This window comes from Rathayibacter sp. AY1H2, from assembly GCF_002931985.1.
Lineage (GTDB): Bacteria > Actinomycetota > Actinomycetes > Actinomycetales > Microbacteriaceae > Rathayibacter.
The window spans coordinates 82,215-102,735 of the sequence record NZ_PSUV01000004.1 but is presented as its reverse complement, the minus strand read 5'-3'; the positions used below and the strand labels follow the sequence as shown (position 1 = coordinate 102,735).

Genomic DNA, 20,521 nt, shown 5'->3' with positions numbered 1-20,521 from the left:
CTTCGAGTCAAGACCCAACACGCGATGAAGCGGTCGGTCGTCGTCTCGGCCTGAGACCCCACGGCGCCGGTCAGGGAGTCGACGGGGTCCCGGTGGATACTGGACGCCGCAGCGAGCCCGACGGGCCGCGTGTTCTGAAGCGAGGTCGTAGGACATGCCACAAGACAAGAACCTTCCCCCGTTCCTGAAGTACGCCAACAGGGTGATCGTGTTCCTCAACAACATCGGTATCACCACCGGTCCTCCGCATGTTCTGACCGTGGTCGGCCGAGTCTCCGGCGAGCCGCGCTCCACACCCGTCTCGATCGTTGTCGTGGACGGGGCTCGGTACGTGGTCGCCGGACAGAAGATGTCCTGGGTCAAGAACGTGAGGGCTGCCGGCCGTGGCGAGATCCAGCGCGGCCGACGACGAGAGGCAGTGAATTTCACCGAGATGACCCTTGAACAGCGCGGCCCGATCCTCAGCGCGTACTGGCATCAGCACAGCCAGGGCCGAAAAGTCGCCGCTCAGATCTTCGAAGTCGGCCCGGAGGCGAGCGCTGCCGATTTCGCAGCGGCCGCGCCGCGCTGCGCAGTGTTCCGCTTAGACGATCAGGACGCCACCACCCTCGCGTAAGACTCGTCACCTCTGACGCTCGTCGACGGCCGAACAGACGCCCTCGCATCGTGCTCGGCGCCCATTCATACGGCTAGGTGCACAACGCCATGCGGACCTGTAGCGCCTTGACTAGTTCACGTGCGATGTATCGCTTGACGCTGCGCCTGATCTCGCGGACAGTTCGGCCCTCTGACGTTCGTCGATCGACGTACGCGCGCGTGCGCGCCTCGGACACCATCCGTACGCGAGCGATCACGTCGAGCGCGCGATTGAGCTGACGGTCACCGCCACGGTTGAGCCGGTGACGTGTCGTGTTCCCCGATGACGCCGGAATCGGGTTCACTCCGGCGAGAGCTGCGAAAGCAGCCTCGCTCCGCACCCTGCCCGGGTGGGAGTATGCCGCGACTGCCACTACGGCGGTGACCGGGCCGACGCCGTAGATCTGCTGCAGCCCGGGCGCGAGAAGCTCGACCAGCTCAGCTAACGCTTCGCGGTTGTGTCGCATCTGCCGTCCAAGATCGATCACGGTCGAGGCCAGCCGGACAGCTTCAGCGCGGATGATGCGCTCAGCCACGTCGGAACGATTAGCGTCCAGATTGGCGAGCTGCTGCACACCACGATCGGTGAGTGCCCGCCTCGTGTCGAGCCCGAAGTCCGCGGTACGAATCAACGCGTTGAGCTGGTTCCGGGCGCTCGTGCGACGAACTTCCATATCTCGGCGGGCGTCAAGCGTCACTCGGAGTGCATTGCGCAGCCCGTCGGCCTTCGGCCGAGTCAGCGCCTCGAGCTCGATCCCCATAGCCGAGGTCGCGGCAGCGATCGCGTCGATTTCATCAGTCTTGCCGCGGACGCGGCTCGACTTCTTCGGCGGCCGGACCTCGCAGAACACAATCTCGTCACGCAGCAGCGCTCGACCCAACGACGCACCGTAGGAGCCAGTGCCCTCCATCGCGAACAGAACCGACCCGCCCGCGATGCCTCGCACCCAGGCGATCGCTCTGTCGATCGCCGCCGCCGTGACCGGGAAAGCTTTCGTTCCAAGGATCTCGCCCGTCTTGGTGGCGACGATCGCGTAAGTGTGGGTGCGGGCGTGGGTGTCGACTCCGACGACGTAGTCGTAGTGGTGGGCGACGATCATGCGGCCTCTTCTCCTCAGGGGTCATCCAGGTGGGATGCGCCGCGGAGGCATCTCTCTAACGAGTCACGCGGCCGAAGTCGCGGACAACCTTCTATCAAGCCATCGCAGCGTCACGCCGGTACTGGCTCGCTCGGCCGGACAGGTCCCCAGCAAGACACAGCGGTCAAGAGTGTGATGAGTCACGCCCGAGCGAGCCAGAACCAGCCTGACAGCCGGCACCAGGCCAGCCGAGATCATTAGAGAGTGTGAGGGGATCGCCCCTCGCGGGCCGGCTGGAAGGCCGGCCCTCCCCCACCTGCGACCCCTGCATGTGAGACCGAGATCCGACTGCTGGACGCGGCGGATCTGGGGCACACCGAGATCTGATCGTCGCTGAAGGCCGGGGTCCCGCTCCCGGCCTTCGTCATTTCTGGTCCCCACCCGGAAAGGGGCCGCCGCGGAGGGACATCTGCCCGTTCCTGCACGGATGTTCACGGTAACGTCAGCCGACTCCTCAGCGGCGAGGAGGTCGGCGGGAGCTCGTGCCCCCGCCTGCTGCCGCTCGGGGCACTCAGCGAGGACCGACCCAGAGGACGACCATGCGACGACGACACGCCCTGCTCCCTGGAGCGCTCACCGGACTGCTGCTGGCCTCCGGGCTCGTCGCCGGAGGGCCCGCCGCGGCTCCAGCGGCGGCCGCTCCGGTGGCCCCCGCTCCCGCCGCTCCCGCTCCCGCTCCCGCTCCGGACCGCCCCGTCGCGGCTCCGGACGCCGAGCCCACCGTGATCGAGCCGGAGGCGGACGCGACGACGCAGCAGGCCGCCCTCGCCCTCGACGCCGACTTCGTCGACGTCGAGATCCCGGCGCGCGCCCAGGTGCAGACGCACCGCGTGACGATCGCGCTCGTCGCTCCGCAGGGCACCGTCCCGGGCGGGTACACGACCGCCGACGCCGTCCGCGCCCTCGACCTCGTCGACCGGTTCTACTCCCGCGAGACCAGCGGGGCGATCCGCTTCGAGCTCGACCAGGTCGTCGACTGGCAGGTCGTCGACCAGCCGATCGGCTGCACGAACACGGGCGAACTGCAGGACTGGATCGCGCAGAGGACCGGCTGGCAGCGCGGACCGGGCAAGCACCTGGTCGCCATGGTGCCTGAGGGTGACCCGTGCCCGAACTGGGCCAACGGCGAGCAGTCCGGCGATCCCGATGACGGCGGACGCGCGTTCCAGCCCGGACCGGACGCGTACTTCCTCGCGCACGAGCTCGGCCACAACCTCTCGCTGCCGCACGCCTACAGCGTGAACTGCGCCACGACCCGCGACTACGCCTCCACCCCGCTGCCCGCGGACTGCCGCCGCGAGGAGTACGGCAACCGGACCGACGTGATGGGCGGCGCCTGGTCGTTCCTGCCGCTGTCGTCCCCGTCGCTGGCGCGCCTGGGCACGCTGCCGAACACCCGCCAGCCGGTCTGCGGCGCACCCCGCACCACGACGCTCGACACCCTCGGAGCCGGACCCGCCGGCCGGCGTGCGCTCACCTGGAACGACCCGCAGGACACGGGCATCCGCTACTGGGCGCAGTACAACGACCGCGCCGACACGACGTCCGACGGCGGCGCGTACACGAGTCCCTTCCAGGTGCGCCGCGACGTCTCGGGCGTGCAGATCCTGCGCTCGAACCCGGGCCAGCCGTACGCCGGCGACCTGCTCGAGCGTCCGGGCGACGCGAGCGAGGCGAACGAGTTCGTGCTCGCCGGAGAGAGCGCAGTGCTCAACTCCGGCATGTCCGTGCGGGTCGACCGGATCGACGAGCTCACCCGGACCGCGACGGTCACCGTGACCGTGCCGTGCACCGACTACGTCGGCGACATCGCTCCGCTCGCCTCGTCGACGAGCGCTTCGTACACCTCGCCGTGGACCTCGGTCGGAGCGGTCGCCGACGGCGCCGCCTCGACGATCTGGGGCTCCTGGCCCCGGGTCGGAGAGCAGCACGTCGAGCTGCGCTGGCCGAGCGCCGTGACCGTCGACAGCGCCTCGGTGCTGTTCGCGAGCGACGCGGCCGACGCCGACGGACGCGGGCTGATCCCCGCGCGGTCGTGGCGGGTCGAGCACCTGGTCGGCGACGTCTGGACTCCCGTGAGCGGAGCGGCTCCCGGCCGCGAGCGCGACGTGCTGAACCGCGCGACGTTCGCTCCGGTGACCACGACGGCGCTGCGGCTCGTGTTCACGGCGTGGGGAGCCGGCGAGTACGGCGGGTCCACGGGCGTGGCCGAGATCGAGGTGAACGGCATCGCCCTCGCGGCCTCGGCGGAGGCGCGCGGGACGCTGCAGAGCGTGCCGACCGCGACGACGCGCGACCTCGCGCAGTCCGTGCTGGTGCGCGACTCCTCCGGTCGCGCCCTCGCGGGCCGCTCGGTGGGCTTCGCGACCACCGGGCCGGCGGCCTTCGAGAGCGGAGCGACGACCGCCGCGGTGCTGTCGGGCGCCGACGGCGTCGCCGCGCTCCCCCGGATCCGCACCGGCTCCACCGCCGGCACCGTCTCGATCACCGCGCGCGTCGACGGCGTGACGACGGCGCTGGCCGGAGCGAGCGTTGCGCCCGGCGCCTCCGTCACCGCGAAGGCGACCTCGCGGCTGATCCTCGGGAAGGTCGTCGTCACGGTGACGGCGACGAACACCGGCCGCGCGGCCGCCGATCTGACCGTCGTGACGCCCTACGGCACGGCGTCCTCGGCCGCGGTCGCCCCGGGCGCCACGGTGACCAAGGTGTTCCGCACGGGCAAGAGCTCGATCGCCGCCGGCACCGGCACGGTCACGGCCGTCTCGGGCGCCTCGCGCGCGAGCGTCTCGGTGGTCATCCCGCGCGCGTGACCGGGACGGGGGCTGCCCGCCCGCCAGGACGACTCCGTCCGGGCGGGCGGCTGCTGTTGGCGTCGAGGTGACGCGCCCGGCGACGTGCCGCGGCGGAGTGATCGGGGGACACGATGAGGCGGACGACCGCAGGGATCGCACTGGCAGGAGCACTGCTGCTCGCCCTGACGGGATGCGCGGGCGGAGGCGGGACGGTGGGCGAGGTCCGACTTGTAAGCATGACAACAAGTCAGCGCGGCCCGCTCGTCAGAACAGAGGAGGGAGCTGCCCTGAGGTGAGGATCAGCCGCAGCCCGACCGCGAGAAGAGCGCCCGTCGCGATGACGACTCCGACGATGAGCCGCCGCTCAGCGGCGCTGTCCGCCGCGGCGATCCGGTTCGCTCGGATCGCCTCCTCCTGCTCGATCAGGCGGCGGCTCGTCTTCCGACTCAGCCCCGTCAGCCGCTCGCCGTGCAGGCGCACACGGTCGGCCTCCTGCTGGAGTCGGCCGCTGGACAGGCGCGAGAGCTGATGAGCCGCGCGCGCGGCCCCGGGCCGCTCATCGACACGGCTGCGCTCGATCACGTAGTCACCGCCGGGATGAGGAACGCGATCAGCGCGGCGGCGTGGTCGGTGCCGTCCTCCCGGACGGGGAACCCTCCGAGCACCCACACCCCGGGGAGGGTGAGCGTGTTGCGGACGCCCGCGAGCAGCCGTTCGGTGCTGTAACTCTCGTGCTCCTCGTAGTAGTTGCGCTCGAACGCGACGATGAGGCCGATCTGCTCGGGCGTCGCGCATCCGGTGTCGGCGTCGATGACCGGTGCGGTGCGGGCGGGGTCCGGGGTGAGGAACGCAATCAGTGCGGCGGCGAGGGCGGAGCTGTCGTCCTCGACGGGCTCGGCGCCCGGCAGGGCGTGGGCGTTGCGGACGGCGGCGAGCATCACGTCGTCGCTGTCGTCGGCGTTCTGGTCCTGGTGAGCGCGCTGGTCGGTGATGATGAGGGCGACCTGATCGGGGGTCGCGAGGCCGGTGTCGGTGTCGGTGCGGTACATGGTCTGTTCCTCTCAGCGGGTTGCGGCCAGCGCGGTGTTGATGTCGACGGTGATCCCGCGCTCCGCGAGGCGGTCGAGGGTGGCGGGCTCCTTCGCGATCTGCTGCCAGCCCTCGGGCGAGATGACGACCGCGGGATCCCCGTCCGCGTCGTTGAAGACGACACAGGTGCGCGAGTCGAGAACGGCCCCGGTGCGCGGGCAGAGGATGTTCTTGCTGACGAGGTAGGTGACCATCTGGTCACGGAGGATCGCTTCGAGGGTGTCCATGTGTGTTGCTCCTGCTCCTGGCTGATCGTTTTTCTTTGCCTCTCCGGCGGGGAAAACCGTTTGAGTGGAGCCGGCGGAGTGACACCGATCACGGGCGAAATAAGCCCGTAGGGCGCGTCCGGGATCGGTGGCACGCAGCCGGTGGAGCGAAATGGGTTGGAACCGCGGAGAGGTGAAGATTCTCAATCAGGTTTGTCAAGCCAGCGGGGGTGGTCTGGCTCGGTCGTTCTTCGTTCTCTCCCAGCGTTTTTTTGCCTGGAAGGCACGTAGTGCCGAGCAGGGTCGGAGGTGGGAGCGCAACCCGGAGGGCGGAGGAGGAGAGGTTGTCGGCGCGATGTGAGGGAGCGCAGCGACCGCGTGCCGAGAACGTCGGAGGAGCCGGCCGCGCAGCGGCTTGCGTGGACGCCGCAGGCCCGTACGTTGCCGAAGGCTTCCAGGCAAAAATGCGCACAGCGCACAGCACCGCGTCGACCGGAGGTCGGCGTCCATGTCGGTGCCCGCGTCCGAGATCGTCTGCGCACCAGGGGCGTGCTGCTCCATCGGGCCGCACGTGCTGCCTTTGTATGCAGTGCGTACCGCTGAGAAGCCGCATATCTCCGCGGAGTAGGCCGGTTCCGCCGCGCCACCGGTGCGAGCATGACCGTAGGAGGCCTGGATGCGTGACGCGGTGATGGTCGTCGAAGACGACGTCGAGATGGGCGAGCTCATCAAGCGGGGCCTCACCGGCGACGGCTACGACGTCGACCTGTTCTCGAACGGGGTCGACGCGCTCAATTCGGCGCGCGAAGCGGACTACTCCGCGGCGATCCTCGACGTGATGCTCCCGGGGATGAGTGGCTTCGAGATCTGCCGGCACCTGCGCGCGAGCGGTGCCACGCTCCCGGTGATCATGCTCACCGCCCGCGACGCCCTGCAGGACCGCGTGTTCGGCCTCGACGCGGGCGCCGACGACTACCTCGCGAAACCGTTCCACTTCGAGGAGCTCTCCGCCCGCCTCCGAGCGATGATCCGCAGAGAGCACCTCACGAACCGGGCACCGGTCGTGCTGGGAAATCTGCGCGTCGACCCCTACGCGCACGCCGCGACGGTCGACGGCGCCGTCCTGCCTCTGAGCCCCAAGGAGTTCGGCGTCCTCCGCGCGCTCGCGGCGCGCGCCGGGGACTTCGTGCCGCGGGAGGAGATCCTGCTCGAGGTGTGGGGGTCGGCGGAGTTCGTGGACCACAACATCGCGGAGCAGTACATCAGCTACCTCCGCCGCAAGCTGGCCGCGGGCGGGGCGTCGGTCGAGATCCTCACCCGACGGGGTGCGGGCTATCGCCTCGGGGTGACGCCGTGAGCTGGCGGTCCCTGTCGATCCGGGTGCGGATCACGGTGTCGAGCCTGCTGGTCGCGATGCTGTTCTTCGGGATCGTCGCGGTCGTCGTGCGCGAGCAGCTCGATCACATCCTCGATGCCTCCACGATCGAGCTGGTCCGCTCGGGAGCGTCGCAGGCGCTGATCGAGGAGAGCCGCGACACCGCCGAGGCCGTCGTCGGCGGCGTCAGCACGACGCTCCTGATCGCCCTCGCGATCCTGTTCGTCGCGTTCGCTGTGACGTCCTGGGTCCTGGTCGGCCTCGCGCTGCGCCCCGTCGGCAGGATGCGCGCGATCGCCGACCGGCTGCGCCAGGGACGCTCCACCGAGCTGCTCCCGGTCGGGCCCGCCCGCGACGAGCTTTCCGACCTCGCCTCGACCCTGAACGCGCTGATCGCGGACCTGCGGGAGTCGGCGGACCGGGAGCGGCGGCTCGTCGCCGACGCGAGCCACGAGCTGCGCACCCCGCTCGCCGCGCTGCGCATCCGGCTCGAGCTCGCTGAGCGGGTCCGCGACGATCCGGCGGCTCTCTACGCCGATGTCGTCGACGCGCGCCGCTCGATCGACCGCCTGCAGTCCCTGACGGACGGGCTGCTGATCCTGTCGAGGATCGACGCGGGCATCGCTACCGGCGACGCCTCCTCGGCGGCTCTGCGGGAGGAGGTAGCCGACAGCGTCGACCGCGCCCGGATGCTCGCCCGCGAGCGGGACCTCGCGATCGACTTCGTCGCCCCCGCCTCGATCGTCGCCGCCCGGTACCCGATCTCCCCGACCGATTTCGGCCGGATCCTGGACAACCTGCTCGCGAACGCCGTCACTGCGACGCCCGACGGCGGCAGCGTCAGCGCGACCCTCGTCGAGCGCGCCGAAGAGATCGTCCTCTCCGTCGACGACGACGGCCCGGGCGTTCCTGACGCGTTCCTCGCGGTCGCGACTGACCGTTTCACCCGCCCGGATGCCGCCCGCTCCCGCGACGGCGGCGCCGGCCTCGGGCTCGCGATCGTCGCCGGTCTCAGCCGCGCCGCCGGCGGCGAGCTCCGACTCCGCAACCTCGCCCCCCACGGCCTCGGTGTCGACGTCCGCATCCCCGCGACGCAGCCCCACCCGACCTCTCGCAAGGAGAACCGATGATCGACCCCCAATCCCTCCTCGACGGCGCCGGCCCCTGGGCGATCGCCCTGGTCTGCCTGATCGCCTTCGTCGAGACGGGCCTGCTGATCGGGTTCTTCCTCCCCGGTGACACCCTCCTCTTCTTCACCGGTGTCTTCGTCGCGACCGGCGTGATCTCCCTGCCGGTGCCGCTGGTGATCCTGATGGTCGCCGCCGCCGCGTTCCTGGGCGACCAGCTCGGGTTCGTCATCGGCCGCGCGAGCGGGCCGCGGATCTTCGAGCGCAAGGACAGCGGGCTCTTCAGCCGCTCGAGCGTCGCCCGCACCCAGTCGTTCTTCGACCGGTTCGGCGGCTGGGCGGTCACCATCGCCCGCTTCGTGCCGGTCGTGCGCACCTTCGCCCCCGTCGCCGCGGGCGTCGGGAAGATGCACTACGGCCACTTCGTCGGCTTCAACGCACTCGGCGCCGCCGTCTGGTCCACCGGCGTGATCCTCCTCGGCTTCTTCCTCGGGCAGATCCCCGGCGTCGCGGACTTCGTGGGGAAGTACATCGACATCGTCCTCGTCGGCATCGTCGTTCTCAGCCTCGCCGGCATCGCCCTCACCTACTGGCGGCAGAAGAACCGCGCCGGACGCGACGCCTGAGCCCAGCGCTCAGGGGGTCGCCGTGACGGCCGCGCGCGGTCGGCGGAGCGCGATCACCGCGACCAGCAGCAGGAACACCGCGAGGGCCGCGAGCGTGACCGGGCCGGTGCCCAGGCCCAGGCCCTTCTGGGCGACGGGATCCGCGAGCCAGTCGCAGACCGAGGCGCCGAGCGGTCGCGTGACGACGTAGGCGGCCCAGAACGCGAGGACCGCGTTCCGCCCCGTGAACCGGTGTGCGAGAGCGGGGATCGCGATGATCGCCGCGAACAGGACGGCGGAGGGCAGGTAGCCGAAGCCGAGGGTCGACGCGGTCAGGTCGCCCGCTGCGGTGCCGAGTGCGAACGTCCCCGAGACGGCGAGCCAGTAGAACGCGGCCCGGCGCGGCGTCGTGATCGAGTGGATCGACAGCGTCCGCTCCGCCCGCCACCACAGGGCGAAGACCGCGGCGAGCGCCACCGCGAACCCGAGAGTCGAGACGAGGTACGGGACTCCGGCGACCACGTGCAGCACGTCGGCGGCCATCGTGCCGAAGACGCTCACCATCAGCACCGCCGTCCAGTACACCCACGGGATGTACCGGCGGGCCGCGAACTGCAGCGCGAGGGCCGCGAGGAACGCGAGCCCTGTCGCGCCGACCACGATCACCGGGTCGAACGCGGTCGCGAGGAAGTCCGACGCCGTCTCGCCCATCCCCGTCGTCAGCACCTTGAGGACCCAGAACAGCGCCGTCGCCTCGGGCACCGTCGAGGCGGCGTAGCGGCCGGCGAGGAGGCGGGAGCGGATCCGAGGGAGCGGAGGGCGGCGCTGATCGGTGAGATGCGTCATGCCGCCATGGTCGGGCAGTCTGCGGCACCCGGGGCTGGGGGCTTCGCCGGGTCCGTTGAACAAGCGCACAGCGACCCGCTCACCGGCAGCGCTGCCCGCTGCCTTCCGCCGTCATCTGGTCGGACGGTGCCCGGAGAAGCGCCGCCAACGGAACGACGGTGATGCAGCACGTTCGGTGTGCAGCCTGACCGCGAGCGGCGCCCAGACGATCAACGCCACCCCGGCGCCCAGGAGCAGCCCGCCGACGGTGTCGGAGATCCAGTGCGCACCGAGGTAGGTGCGGCTGAGCATCATCGCCACCGTGTAAAGGGCTCCGGCGATGCGGACCCACCACAGCGGGAAGACGATCGCGAGGACCATCGCGGTCGTGGCGGCGTTCGCGCTGTGGCCGGAGGGGAACGAGCCGAAGTCGGCGTTCACGAGGATCTCCAGCGGCCGCGGACGACCGACAGCGTTCTTGAGGATCTGCACCAGCAGCCCGCTCAGCGGCGCGGCGATCGCGAAGTACGTCGCCGCCCACCGACCCCGCCAGACCAGCAGCCCCACGAACACGACGAGCGGAATCACGATCGTGCCGACGATCCCGCCGCCGAGGCTGTTCATCACCAGCGACGGCACCAACCAGAACGTCGACCGGTGCTCGATGATCTCGTTCATCCACGCGGTGTCGAACCCGAACGGCGTGTCGTGCTCCCGGTAGAAGATCAGCGCGGCCAGAAGTCCCGTGAGCAGCACCGCGAGGCCCGCCGAGATCAGCGGCCAGCGTCGCGCCGCCCGATAGGCGATCGCACCATCGGCCGGGGGTCCGCTGTTCGGCATCAGTGCCGTCCTCCTCGCTCGGCGCGCAGCACGCCGGAGGAGTCCACGCTACGAATGCGCGGGCTCCGGGTGCAGAGGATTCCCCCGCATCCGTTGTGAAAGCACAGAACCTGAGCCCATCGGCTCGGTACCGACCTGGTCGAACCGCGGAGCTTCGGGTCGTTGTGAGCAAACACAACGCAGCACGGCGCATCCCGAGCCGCCGCCCACGTCCCGGCTGGGACTCTGCGGGCATGGACATCTCAACGACGGCAGCACCGTCCCGCGGCCGGCGGCTGCTCAGCAAGGTCCCCGAGGTCACGATCTGGTTCTGGATAATCAAGATCCTCTGCACCACGGTCGGTGAGAGCTTCGCCGACTGGATCAACATGGTCCTCGGCGTCGGCCTCATCGCGACGGCTGTGATCTTCATCATCGTCACCGCGGTCGTGCTCGCCGTGCAGATGCGGCTGCGACGCTACGTGCCCGCCGCGTACTGGCTGACTGTCGTGGTGATGAGCGTCACCGGCACCCTGCTCACCGACATCCTCACCGACCAGCTCGGAGTGCCTCTCTGGGCCAGCTCCCTCGTCTTCTCGCTGCTGCTCGTGATCGTGTTCGGCGTCTGGTATTCGAAGGAGCGCACCCTCTCGATCCACAGCATCGACACCACCCCGCGGGAGGCGTTCTATTGGGTCACCGTCCTGGTCACCTTCGCGCTCGGCACCGCCCTCGGCGACTGGACTCTCGAGCTCACCGGCTGGGGCCCTGGCGTCTCGATCCTCCTGCCCCTCACGCTGCTCGCGATCGTCACCGGCCTCTGGCGCTACGGCGCGAACCCGGTCCTCGCGTTCTGGATCGCCTACATCCTCACCCGCCCCCTCGGCGCCAATATCGGCGACTGGCTCGGCCTGTCCCCCGACGAGCAGGGCCTCGGGCTCGGCACCTTCGTCACCAGCATCATCTTCCTGCTCGCGATCCTCGCCACCGTCGTCTACCTCTCCCTCAGCAAGGCCGATGTCGACAAGGGCGCATCCGAGCACTACACCACGCCAGTCGCCCGCGAACGCCGTTCACTCGTCGCCTTCGCGGTCCTCGCCGTCGCCGTCGTCGGGCTGCTCGCCTTCACCAACAGCCAGCCGCACACCAGTCCGGCACCGGAAGGCGCAGCCCCGGCCTGCGATGCGTCGGGAACGCTGTCCGCAGCTGACGCGAAGGCATCCGTTCAGACCGACTTCCCCTCCGCCGACGTGCAGAACTTCCAGACGATCACCGCCGACACCCTCGCCCTCGTCACCAGCGGCGATCAGGCCGGCGCGAAAGCCCGCGCCACCGACCTTGAGACCGCCTGGGACGACGCGGAGCCCGCACTGAGCGCCGCGAACTGCCAGACGTGGACCTACGTCGACCAGCAGATCGACCCCGTTCTCTCCTCCGTCCGCGCCGGCAGCCCCGACCCGGTTGTCGAGAAGACGAGCATCCAGGACCTGCTGACCACTCTCGCCGGACGCTGACATGAGGCGTCACGGTCTTCTTTTGCGACCCGAATCCGGCCTCCTCCGACCAATTGATCACTGCGGCCCTGCCCTGCCGCCGCCGCAGCGGCATCAGCGCGACTCAACACATCGATCGGAACCGGTCGGTGACAAATCGGTCCGCTACTGAACCCATGCTCGAGCTCGTAGACGCACTCCGAGCACACGGGGCTGCCGACCAGGCCGGCGTCCGCGAGGTGCTCCACCCAGGGGTGCGAGCACTCACCACAGACCTCAGCGAGCAGAACCCGGAACCGGGCGCGGCGCGAACGGCGAGCGTCAGCTCGCCGGCGCCACTGCGAGAGGCCGACCATCACGTGAGCGTAGCGAGCGCGCCACCAAGCAATCGCGCGCTTCGCCTCATCCGCATCGCCTCTGGCGTCCCGTTTGGGGATTCCCATACGGACGGTAACTAAGGATCTATCCGGCGGTGATCAGCTCGCCGGGCGCACCGAGAGAAGCGAGGTCGACATCGCCCTGTGACGTCAGGAGCTCTCCGCTGATCCCGTCGTAGACAGCGGTGAAGACGTCCACCCGATGGAGGTCGAAGCCATAGGGCACGTCTGTTCTCTCCGCGGGCGCGTGCACGGTCAGCGCCCAGACCGGCTCGTCCTGCGCGACCCAGTAGTGGTCCGCGAGAGCGGGGTCATACGCGGCGAGCTCCTCGTACGTGGTTCCGACCGCGTAGATCGGGTACTGCTTCTTCTCCTCCGCACTGAGCGTCGAGAGGAGTCTTCCGGTGCCGTTGGCCAGGTCGAGCGCCGGATTTGTCAGCTGCTGGACGTCGATGATCGGCCCCTCAGAGGCGGCGGCGGCGATGGGGGTGCCCGGCGGGCCCTCTAACGGGACGGTGCGTGTCAGGGCCTCCGTCGTCTCTGTTGGTTGGGCAGGCGTCTCGGTGGAGATGGGGGTCGTGCTGGCGGTGGCGTCGATGGTGACGGGGCCGGAGCGGATGCGCATCGTCGTGGAGGTCTGGGTGAGGCTGACGTCCTCGGCGCCCAGGACGTCCATCAGCCACTGCTCTCGTTCGCCAGCGGCGGCGAGGCAGCCGACGTAGGTCGTCGCGGGGCCCCCGCTGACGACCCACACGGACGTCTGCAGACCCGCGGACTGGAGGTCGTAGGTCAGCGTGTTGCACGGCCCGTCGACGCTGAGCTTCGACCGGCCGTCGATGCCGATGATGCGAAGGCTGACGGGGTGATCGAGCAGCCATCCGCCTGATCCTTGATCGCCGATGACAGCGGTGGTCTCGTAGACGGGCTTGGTCGCGTCTTCGGCGCTGAGCAGTTCACCCGGCAGCTGCGCCGTCGACGGCGACCCGGGGCTGCTGGCGCTCGTCGCGCATCCACTAACGAGGAGCGCCGCGGAGAGGCAGAGGATGGTGAGGGCGAGTGTTTTCGTGCGTCGGAAGGTCACTGGTCGACTCCGGTCCGCGTCGCGGGCGGGTTGGTGCAGTCGACCGCGGTGGTCAGTCCCGTGAATATCTCGATCCGGCCGCCCTTTTGGCACACCTGCGTTCCTGCGAGGGAGAACAAGGCGGCGTCCGTCCCGTCTGCGTCGGTCCCAGCGAGCGCAGCACACGCCGCTGCGAGCGACGCAGTGGACTGCTTCGCGGGCGTCTGAATCTCGCCCGACAGGGCGACGCCCTGCCCGTCCTGTTCCCAGCAGGTGACGGGCGCTGCGACCGGAGTGCCGCGCTCCGTCGTCACCGCCGTGAGGACAGCGACGCTGAGAATCGCGCCCGCGATGCCGGCGAGGGTCACCGCCGCGGCCTGGCCGAGACGTCGGCGGCGGCGGATGCGGTGCGCGAGGCGTGCGCTGATGCGCTCGAGCTGCTCGTCGCTCAGGTCAGGATCGTCCATGGTCTTCTGTCCGTTCCGTCAGGGTTCTCGCCAGTGATGTCCGCACCCGCGAGAGGCGGTTGCGGACAGTCCCGTGGGACAGGCCGAGGGAGCGAGCGGCATCGCTGTAGCTGAGGTCGTCCTCGATGCACGCCGTCCAGATCGCCCGGTCCGTCGCGCTCATCTGCTCGACCAGACGCCGCACGTCGAGCAGCCGGTCGCTCGTCTCCGCGTCGACGCCGCGAGAGGCGGTGTCGTCGGAGAGGGGCAGGTGGCGTCGGCGCTGCTCGCGGCGGTTGGTCGAGAAGCTGAGGTTGCGTACCGTGACCAGCAGCCAGGGCAGCACCGACTCCCCCACGATGCGCACGCCCGAGCGGCGCTGCCAGAGCAGGAAGAAGCTCTCCTGCACGACGTCCTCGGCATGACCGGCGTCCGCGAGGAAGCTTCCCGCGGCCCGGTAGACCGCGCGGCCGTGCATCCGGAAGAGAGCATCCAGCGCCGAAGGGTCACCGCCGCGAAGACGATTTACCAGCGTCACCTCAGCAGCACCGACCATCCGACATCACCCCCTCAGTAGTGAATGCCCTCAGAGCACGGTTTCGTCTCAAACTTCACGAACGAACATCGCCGGTCCCGCAATGCGTCTGTGAACGATCGCCTTTCGGACGCTCTCGGTCGCGAGCCGGTTGCTCCTCGTGGTGAGAGCCGCATCACGCCTACTCTTCTCCCGTGGGCGGACTCGAGCTGGGCAGCGGTCGAGGCCGTTTCTCGCCCATTTAGGGGGGAGACGCCGTGGTTGAAGGTCTGGACAGTTGGGATCCGAGCGGGCTCTCGCCGGACCGGCAGACGCCACCCCGCCAACGACGGTCGGTGAGACTGTCGATCGCGCTGGGCGCTCTAGCCGTAGTGGCGGCCGCGGTTCTGTGGGTAGGTGATCTGCTGTTCGGAGTGCATGGCCCTTCCCACTACGTCAGCATCACCAACGACACCGGAGCCTCACTCACCTGGTCCTGCTCCTGGTCCGATCTTCACCTCGCCGCCGGGGAGACGGGTCAGCTGCGCATCCTCGACCAGCCCGACCAGGACTACGGCTGCGTCCCACAAGCAGCGACCCCCTTCGTAGCGGCGGCGCACAACAACGACATCTGCCCGTCACTGAACTCCATGACCGAGGGAAGGCAGTTCACGGCAACCGACTTCGCGAAGACATACCGCTGCCCGTAGCTGATGCGCGCTTGCGGCGTCGTTCCGAGCTGGCTCGACAGCTGTCCGGGATCATCGCGTCGGGCGGGCGCACCGAGAGCAGCTGTCGGCACGTCCCCCCTCGGTCCGGAGGACGGCTAGACCGGCGTCGTGTACGGGAGCGCAGAGAACGGCTGCAGCCGCGATCGTCGCTCCCGCGACGACGAAAGGGCGTCCGCGCTCTCTGGGCTCATCCACGAGCCCGGCCACGAGCAATGCGCTGTGGCCCCTGAGGGAACTGCGGCCACTCCATCCGGTCGCCCCAACCTCACGAGAAAGGGAGGAGCGGGGATGACGGCGGATGACCTGCTCTCCCTCAACCCGTTCCGCTTCCCTTCGGACGAGATTCTGCGTGTCGGTGAAGTGCTGAAGTCCTCTGTCGCTGCGCGATGACCTCCCTGCGGGGCGCTCGCAGCCGCCTCTGTTGTTCCGGTTCTTGATCGATCCCGTGGAGTGCAGTGCATGATGTCCCGATGACCGTTGGAGAGCCCCCGCGACCGAGTGCAGCGACGCCCGTCGTTCTCGCCTTGGTCTTCGGCGGTCTCGCAGCCGTCATGGGAGCGGTTGCCTCCATCTACATGTGGGACCCGAGCGAGACGTGCCGGACCCGCGGCGGAGGCAGCCTGACCGGAGAGGGGTTCCTCTGGAACCCGCTGTGCTCGGACGGTTCGACCGTTCAGCCGACATGGATGACGTTGACGACTGCTGCGGCGTTGATCGTGGCTGTGACCTGCGTCGTCCTCGCGGCCATCCGACGAGCTGAACGCGACGGACAGGAAACGGCGTCGTCCGACGTTCTGCACGACTTCTCGCGCCAGACCCTGCCGGAGGACAACCGGCTCCGCAAGCTGGGCGACGAATGGTGAGAGACGACGGCTCCCAGGGGTTCTATCGTCCCGCCGTCGCGATGCGGCGTGCGTCGGTCCACGAATCGGCGTTTAGGTGATCGCTCGACGATCCCCATACGGGACGCGCACAAGGCGCTCGGGTTCGCGAGACTGAACTGATGTCGGGGTTGCCGGTCATCGATCTCGTGTCGCGCGTGATCAGAGCCCGCTGCGGCCGAGCCGCGGCGCACGAGAGGTGACGCGCCCGACGTCGGGAATCAGCACGCCTCATGATTCACGGCGACGGAGAACAGGACATCAACCGGCCGATCTGCGGCGTCGGCTCAGTGCCCAGACGAGCGCGCGCGCGAGGAGCACCGCGCAGGTCAGCCCGGCGACGTGCAGGACGAGCGACGGCATTCCGTTCTCGGGGAGCAGGAAGCCGTACGGCACCCACCCGTCGGTCGCTCCGCGGACGAGCACGACGACGACCCAGACGATCGGGTAGGGCAGGACCACCCACAGCCGGCGCCAGGAGAGCGGTCCGCGGTCGGCGACGACGATCCAGTCGAGGAGGACGAGCGCGGGGAGCACCACGTGCAGGACGGCGCTGACCCAGAGCGGGGCCGTCCCGGTACCGGGAACGAGGGTGTTGTAGATCACGGCGACGACGATCGAATAGGACGTCGCCGCGCCGCGGACGTACCTCAGCCACACCGGAGTCGGACGGCGGGCGAGCGCGACCGATCCGACGACGATCAGCACCGCGCTCGCGAGGAGGCTGGTCTGGTTCGTGAAGTAGCCGAAGTAGTCGAACGGATTCGACTCGCCGGCCACGATGCTCAGCGCGTAGGTGTGGAGGATCACCGCGACCGCGGCTGCACCGACGGCGATGCGCGCTACACCCACGAATGGGCGGGTCGGTGCCGGGGAACTCATCGGGTCAGCCTAGGAGCCGTTGGGCTTCCTGCTGGCCCGCGACAGACGCTCCCCCTTCGGAACGGTGCTGAGCATTTCAGGCCGAGACGCGACCACGAGGAAAGCGGTGACGTCGCTTGGCCTGAGCCGGTGGGGACGTTCTCGAAAGTGCGCAGCACGGTCGCGGTCGCGGCATGCCTGGCGGTCGTGACGGGATGCACGGCGCAGCCTGCACCACCGACTCCGCCACCGGCGACGAACACGGACGACGGCTTCACCTCCCCGCTGACCGGCGATCTAGGCGTGGCGACGTTCACCGGGAGCGACGGGACCACCGGCGCCGTCCAGTTGAGCGCGGCGGACGGCCGGCTGGCCCTGACATCCGACGAGCTCGTCATCCCCGCCGCGTCCTCCGGTCCCGACGATTCGGCATGACGGCCGACGACCTGTTCTACCTCAACCCGTTCCGGTTCCCCTCGGACGAGATCCTCCGCGTCGGTGAGGACCTGAATCTCACCGTTGCCGCCCGATGACCGCGAGCCACTCGGTCGCCCTCGACGGAGGAGCGTGATGGTCGCCGTATCGGCCGCGGCGCTCTTCCTGCCCCAGCTGCGGATGCTGCCGCGGCCCGTCATCGACCAGGAGCACCTGTGTTTCTAGTGTTCCTCGCTGGCGCCCCGGCCGTCATCGGAATCCTGTGGCTCGTCAACCTCTCAGGCGATGGGTCCCAAGAGAAGGTGCGGCGGGACATCTGCATCGGCGCTCTCGTCGTCAGCCTGCTGTTCATCGTCGGAGCCGTCGTCTACTGGTTCGTGCCGGTGGAGACGAGCAACGATGCTCAGGGATCGTTCGGCGGTTCCGCCTTCGCCGTCGCTGCGCTGGTCGTCAGCGGCATCCTCGGCCTCCTCCTCACCTTCATCCTCTGGCTCACGATGCCAAGAGGGACAGGGGTGGAGCGCGACTGACGCCCGGTCGTTGCTCGAACGACGATCCGATCGGGAGGCGTTCACACCACTGGCCCCGCAGAGACCCTTCGACAGGGCGATGAGAATCGCGCCCTGCGTAGGCTGAGCGACAGTTCGGCGGACGGAGCAGCACACACCATGACAGACACGAACGCGATCAGCCGGCTATCCGTCATGGCCGCTGCGACCGCGCTCGTTCTCGCCCTGGCCGGGTGCACGGCACCCCTCGATGGAACCGCCGTCACCAGCCCCTGGACCACCTCCACCGCTCCCAGCCTTCCTACGAACAGCCCCACGGATGACTCTGATGCAACGGACGCTCCCGCCGCCCAGTCGCTTCTGGAGCAGCTGCCCATCCGCACGTCACTCGAGAGCGTGTCCAACGATGCGAGCGGCGATCTCCTGATCGAGGAGCGAGAGGACGGGACGGTGTGGCTGTCCTTCAGCGGGCTGAGCCTGACCGGAGCAGTGGAACCGCGAGTCCTTCTCACGAGCGCACCACTCGAGGACAACGACGGCGAGTTGAGGTTCCCTGCGGACGTCGGAAGCGAGGTCGGCTCGCTGACAGCGGATGCTGATCAGGAATTGCAGATCATCGATCCCGACACGATCGGCAGCATCGAGAGCGTCCTCATCCTGGGTGTCGGTGATCCCGGCACCCGTCAGCTCGCAGCCGCTCGAGTGCCGCCCTCCACCACGGAACAGTGACGCCGCTGCGCCGCGAACGGGCATCGCCAGGCATCGCTGCCAGCACCCGCGTCGCCCCAGGAGCATCACGAGCGCCCCGACTCGTCGTGGAACGCGCACGAGCTCTCATGGTGTTCTTCGCGTGAATCACCGGTCATCGATTCGGAAGGAACGCGATCCGCGCACTCCGGTTGCGATGCTCGCTGTGGCCGCCGTCGGCGTGCATCTAGTTCCCGGCTTCCTACTCGTCCACGCGTTCCACATCGGGCTCTTCGGAATCGACATCGGAGCAGGAGCCGCCTACCCGAGCAGTCACGACGTTCCCCGCGCCCGCGTCGAAGCAGACCTGGACCACGTTCTTCGCTGGCCGAGTGAACGCACGCGAAGCGTGGGCCGGCTCGTCGGCGCACTCCGGCAGCCTTTTCGAGAGGAACGCCTGACACGCTGAACGTCCGCACCCGGTAGACCATCCCCTACTGGGACGGCGACTCGCCGCGCGTTGGCGTCCCGACGTCATCGCGGCCGGCGCCGAAGTGGGGACAGTCAGCGGGTGGGAGGCGAGTTCGATGGCTTGCTCGCGGGTGAGGTGCTGCGGGAAGTTCACATGAGCGAACCGGCCCGTGGGATCGTCCGAAGAGGACGGCATCGAGACACTGCTTCCCTGGAGGAACGTCACGATCGCGTCCTTTGTGGGGTCGGTGGTGGCTCGGCCCAGCCCTGTCGCGGAGTTCGAGGAGCACCTTCTGGCCCGGCGCCGACACCTCGAGGACGACCTGTTTCGACCGACCGGTCTCGATCCTCCGTGCCGTGGTGAACGACGCGAACGGCGTGACCCGTGAGCGCACGCGCACCGTCTCGGCTGACAGGTCGGCGTACGGTGCAGGTTGGCGAATGGCGTGCACGACGAGCGGCAGAACGTTCAACACCACGAGCGCACCGACGAGTACCGCCAGGCGAGCAGCAAGGGGAACGGCGTCCGGATCCAGTGCGTCGAAGATGACGTTGCCGCCGATGATCGCGACGACAGTGACTCCGATGAGAACACGCTCCGTCGGCGCTCCTGCGCGACTGAACCAGTTCCATTGAGTGAGTCGCACCTCGTACGCCGAGCGTCCACCTCTGAACCCTGCCGCCATCGCTCACCCCCTTCCGTTTCGTTCAGCCTGTCCTACGGCCTGCGGTACTGGCCACTGGACGCTCAACCCCGACCGACGATCCTCAATCGAGACGGCGTTCTCTTGCCATGAAGCTCGAAGGGCCTCGTGACTCGCACCGACGAGCAGGTGCGAGAAGATCACTCATGAGCACTGACGAGGAGCGGTGGAACCACGCGGGGCTGATTCGAGTGTTCACCATCACCGCGTGCGCCTCTCTCGCCGCCGCCATCGCGTTCATGATCCTCGAGCTCACGCGCACTGCTCCGTATGAGGATCCTTCAGCGGAACGATCAGGCGTTCGGTGCGGGTGCGAGTGTTGCGCTTCCGGAGACGACCATCCAGCGCCCGGCGATTCGTTGCCATGCGCGGACGTACTGAAGCCGAGCCTCAACCCGTTTGCTGTGGTCGATCACAACGACGTCTACGACGGACGTGGTCTGGGCGCCGCCGGCAGAGGCCAGCGTGCTGCGACTGATTTCATCGATCGACTCGAACTTCGTTGTGCCCGACGAATGTGCTCCGAGATCTTCGTCCCGGCTGATGATCGAGCCTTCGGGTGTCGTGAAGATCAGCTCGGGTGCGAGCAGTCGACCAAGCGCATCGACGTCACTTGCGCGCATCGCGTCCAGCAATCGATCCTCGGCAGCATCGACGGTTTCGTGGAGCATGGATGGGAACGACATCCGGAAAGAGTATCTCTGCTCGTTGCGCGGCCTGCGTCCGTAGGGGGATCGGG

22 protein-coding genes are annotated in these 20,521 nt (G+C 68.9%); 11 read left to right on the top strand and 11 right to left on the bottom strand.

The annotated features are described in order from the left end of the window. Positions 1–154: 154 nt before the first annotated feature. Entirely contained in the window at positions 155–616 is a 462-nt protein-coding gene (locus C5C29_RS05180) for a nitroreductase family deazaflavin-dependent oxidoreductase (protein ID WP_104226502.1), read from the top strand. A gap of 73 nt (positions 617–689) precedes the next feature. Here C5C29_RS05180 and C5C29_RS05175 read toward each other — a convergent pair whose 3' ends face one another. Further along, the gene (locus C5C29_RS05175; protein WP_104308047.1) at positions 690–1,736 is read right to left on the bottom strand and encodes an IS110 family transposase; all 1,047 of its coding nucleotides are present in this window, start codon (positions 1,734–1,736) and stop codon (positions 690–692) included. A 578-nt stretch (positions 1,737–2,314) separates the two neighbouring features. On the opposite strand from C5C29_RS05175, the gene C5C29_RS17055 reads away from it, so the two are divergent. Then, positions 2,315–4,585: an Ig-like domain-containing protein gene (locus C5C29_RS17055; protein ID WP_181128750.1), complete on the top strand. Its 2,271-nt coding sequence runs from the start codon at positions 2,315–2,317 to the stop codon at positions 4,583–4,585. 246 nt (positions 4,586–4,831) lie between these two features. Here the strand turns inward: C5C29_RS17055 and C5C29_RS05165 are convergent, their stop codons facing one another. From C5C29_RS05165 to C5C29_RS05155, 3 genes are read right to left on the bottom strand one after another with little or no spacing between them, the layout of a single operon-like run. Beyond that, on the bottom strand, positions 4,832–5,149 hold the full coding sequence (locus tag C5C29_RS05165; protein WP_104260266.1) for a hypothetical protein: 318 nt from the start codon (positions 5,147–5,149) through the stop codon (positions 4,832–4,834). Continuing rightward, positions 5,146–5,616, bottom strand: a complete 471-nt coding sequence (locus tag C5C29_RS05160; protein WP_104308046.1) for a hypothetical protein — start codon at positions 5,614–5,616, stop codon at positions 5,146–5,148. Before C5C29_RS05160 ends, C5C29_RS05165 begins: the two co-directional genes overlap by 4 nt. 12 nt (positions 5,617–5,628) lie before the next feature. After that, positions 5,629–5,883: a hypothetical protein gene (locus C5C29_RS05155; protein WP_104308045.1), complete on the bottom strand. Its 255-nt coding sequence runs from the start codon at positions 5,881–5,883 to the stop codon at positions 5,629–5,631. A gap of 655 nt (positions 5,884–6,538) precedes the next feature. On the opposite strand from C5C29_RS05155, the gene C5C29_RS05150 reads away from it, so the two are divergent. Genes C5C29_RS05150 through C5C29_RS05140 form a run of 3 tightly spaced genes read left to right on the top strand, consistent with a single transcriptional unit; the run spans position 6,539 to position 8,990 of the window. After that, the gene (locus C5C29_RS05150; protein WP_104223238.1) at positions 6,539–7,219 is read left to right on the top strand and encodes a response regulator transcription factor; all 681 of its coding nucleotides are present in this window, start codon (positions 6,539–6,541) and stop codon (positions 7,217–7,219) included. After that, positions 7,216–8,367, top strand: a complete 1,152-nt coding sequence (locus C5C29_RS05145; RefSeq protein ID WP_258069460.1) for a HAMP domain-containing sensor histidine kinase — start codon at positions 7,216–7,218, stop codon at positions 8,365–8,367. The genes C5C29_RS05150 and C5C29_RS05145 overlap by 4 nt, the downstream gene beginning before the upstream one ends. After that, the gene (locus C5C29_RS05140) at positions 8,364–8,990 is read left to right on the top strand and encodes a DedA family protein (RefSeq protein ID WP_104226507.1); all 627 of its coding nucleotides are present in this window, start codon (positions 8,364–8,366) and stop codon (positions 8,988–8,990) included. Before C5C29_RS05145 ends, C5C29_RS05140 begins: the two co-directional genes overlap by 4 nt. Positions 8,991–8,999: 9 nt before the next feature. Here C5C29_RS05140 and C5C29_RS05135 read toward each other — a convergent pair whose 3' ends face one another. After that, a complete protein-coding gene (locus C5C29_RS05135; RefSeq protein WP_104308044.1) occupies positions 9,000–9,815 on the bottom strand; it encodes a hypothetical protein in 816 nt (271 codons plus the stop codon). A 111-nt stretch (positions 9,816–9,926) separates the two neighbouring features. Continuing rightward, positions 9,927–10,634 carry a phosphatase PAP2 family protein gene (locus C5C29_RS05130; RefSeq protein ID WP_181065428.1) on the bottom strand — a complete coding sequence of 236 codons (708 nt, stop codon included), beginning with the start codon at positions 10,632–10,634 and terminating at the stop codon, positions 9,927–9,929. A 233-nt stretch (positions 10,635–10,867) separates the two neighbouring features. Here C5C29_RS05130 and C5C29_RS05125 point away from each other — a divergent pair, with 233 nt between their 5' ends. Beyond that, positions 10,868–12,127: a hypothetical protein gene (locus C5C29_RS05125; protein ID WP_104226509.1), complete on the top strand. Its 1,260-nt coding sequence runs from the start codon at positions 10,868–10,870 to the stop codon at positions 12,125–12,127. A gap of 441 nt (positions 12,128–12,568) precedes the next feature. On the opposite strand, the gene C5C29_RS05120 is transcribed toward C5C29_RS05125, so the two are convergent. From C5C29_RS05120 to C5C29_RS05110, 3 genes are read right to left on the bottom strand one after another with little or no spacing between them, the layout of a single operon-like run. After that, positions 12,569–13,564: a hypothetical protein gene (locus tag C5C29_RS05120; protein WP_104308043.1), complete on the bottom strand. Its 996-nt coding sequence runs from the start codon at positions 13,562–13,564 to the stop codon at positions 12,569–12,571. Next, positions 13,561–14,010 (bottom strand): hypothetical protein, encoded by a 450-nt coding sequence (locus C5C29_RS05115; RefSeq protein WP_104308042.1) that lies wholly within the window; start codon positions 14,008–14,010, stop codon positions 13,561–13,563. The genes C5C29_RS05120 and C5C29_RS05115 overlap by 4 nt, the downstream gene beginning before the upstream one ends. Then, complete coding sequence (locus C5C29_RS05110) at positions 13,997–14,545, bottom strand: RNA polymerase sigma factor (protein ID WP_104308041.1); 549 nt, start codon at positions 14,543–14,545, stop codon at positions 13,997–13,999. Before C5C29_RS05110 ends, C5C29_RS05115 begins: the two co-directional genes overlap by 14 nt. 392 nt (positions 14,546–14,937) lie before the next feature. Between C5C29_RS05110 and C5C29_RS05105 the strand changes: the two genes are divergently transcribed. Beyond that, positions 14,938–15,213, top strand: coding sequence for a hypothetical protein (locus tag C5C29_RS05105; RefSeq protein WP_146076568.1), 276 nt, complete (start codon positions 14,938–14,940; stop codon positions 15,211–15,213). A 491-nt stretch (positions 15,214–15,704) separates the two neighbouring features. Further along, positions 15,705–16,097, top strand: a complete 393-nt coding sequence (locus C5C29_RS05100) for a hypothetical protein (protein WP_104250836.1) — start codon at positions 15,705–15,707, stop codon at positions 16,095–16,097. A 279-nt stretch (positions 16,098–16,376) separates the two neighbouring features. Here the strand turns inward: C5C29_RS05100 and C5C29_RS05095 are convergent, their stop codons facing one another. Next, positions 16,377–16,997: a Pr6Pr family membrane protein gene (locus C5C29_RS05095; RefSeq protein WP_104308040.1), complete on the bottom strand. Its 621-nt coding sequence runs from the start codon at positions 16,995–16,997 to the stop codon at positions 16,377–16,379. Positions 16,998–17,126: 129 nt separating this feature from the next. On the opposite strand from C5C29_RS05095, the gene C5C29_RS05090 reads away from it, so the two are divergent. From C5C29_RS05090 to C5C29_RS05080, 3 genes are all read left to right on the top strand, one after another. Next, entirely contained in the window at positions 17,127–17,411 is a 285-nt protein-coding gene (locus tag C5C29_RS05090; RefSeq protein ID WP_104308039.1) for a hypothetical protein, read from the top strand. A gap of 302 nt (positions 17,412–17,713) precedes the next feature. After that, positions 17,714–17,941 carry a hypothetical protein gene (locus tag C5C29_RS05085; protein ID WP_146083461.1) on the top strand — a complete coding sequence of 76 codons (228 nt, stop codon included), beginning with the start codon at positions 17,714–17,716 and terminating at the stop codon, positions 17,939–17,941. Between the two features lie 138 nt (positions 17,942–18,079). After that, complete coding sequence (locus C5C29_RS05080) at positions 18,080–18,649, top strand: hypothetical protein (protein WP_104308037.1); 570 nt, start codon at positions 18,080–18,082, stop codon at positions 18,647–18,649. A 1,426-nt stretch (positions 18,650–20,075) separates the two neighbouring features. On the opposite strand, the gene C5C29_RS05075 is transcribed toward C5C29_RS05080, so the two are convergent. Beyond that, positions 20,076–20,468 (bottom strand): nuclear transport factor 2 family protein, encoded by a 393-nt coding sequence (locus C5C29_RS05075; protein WP_104308036.1) that lies wholly within the window; start codon positions 20,466–20,468, stop codon positions 20,076–20,078. Positions 20,469–20,521 lie beyond the last annotated feature (53 nt).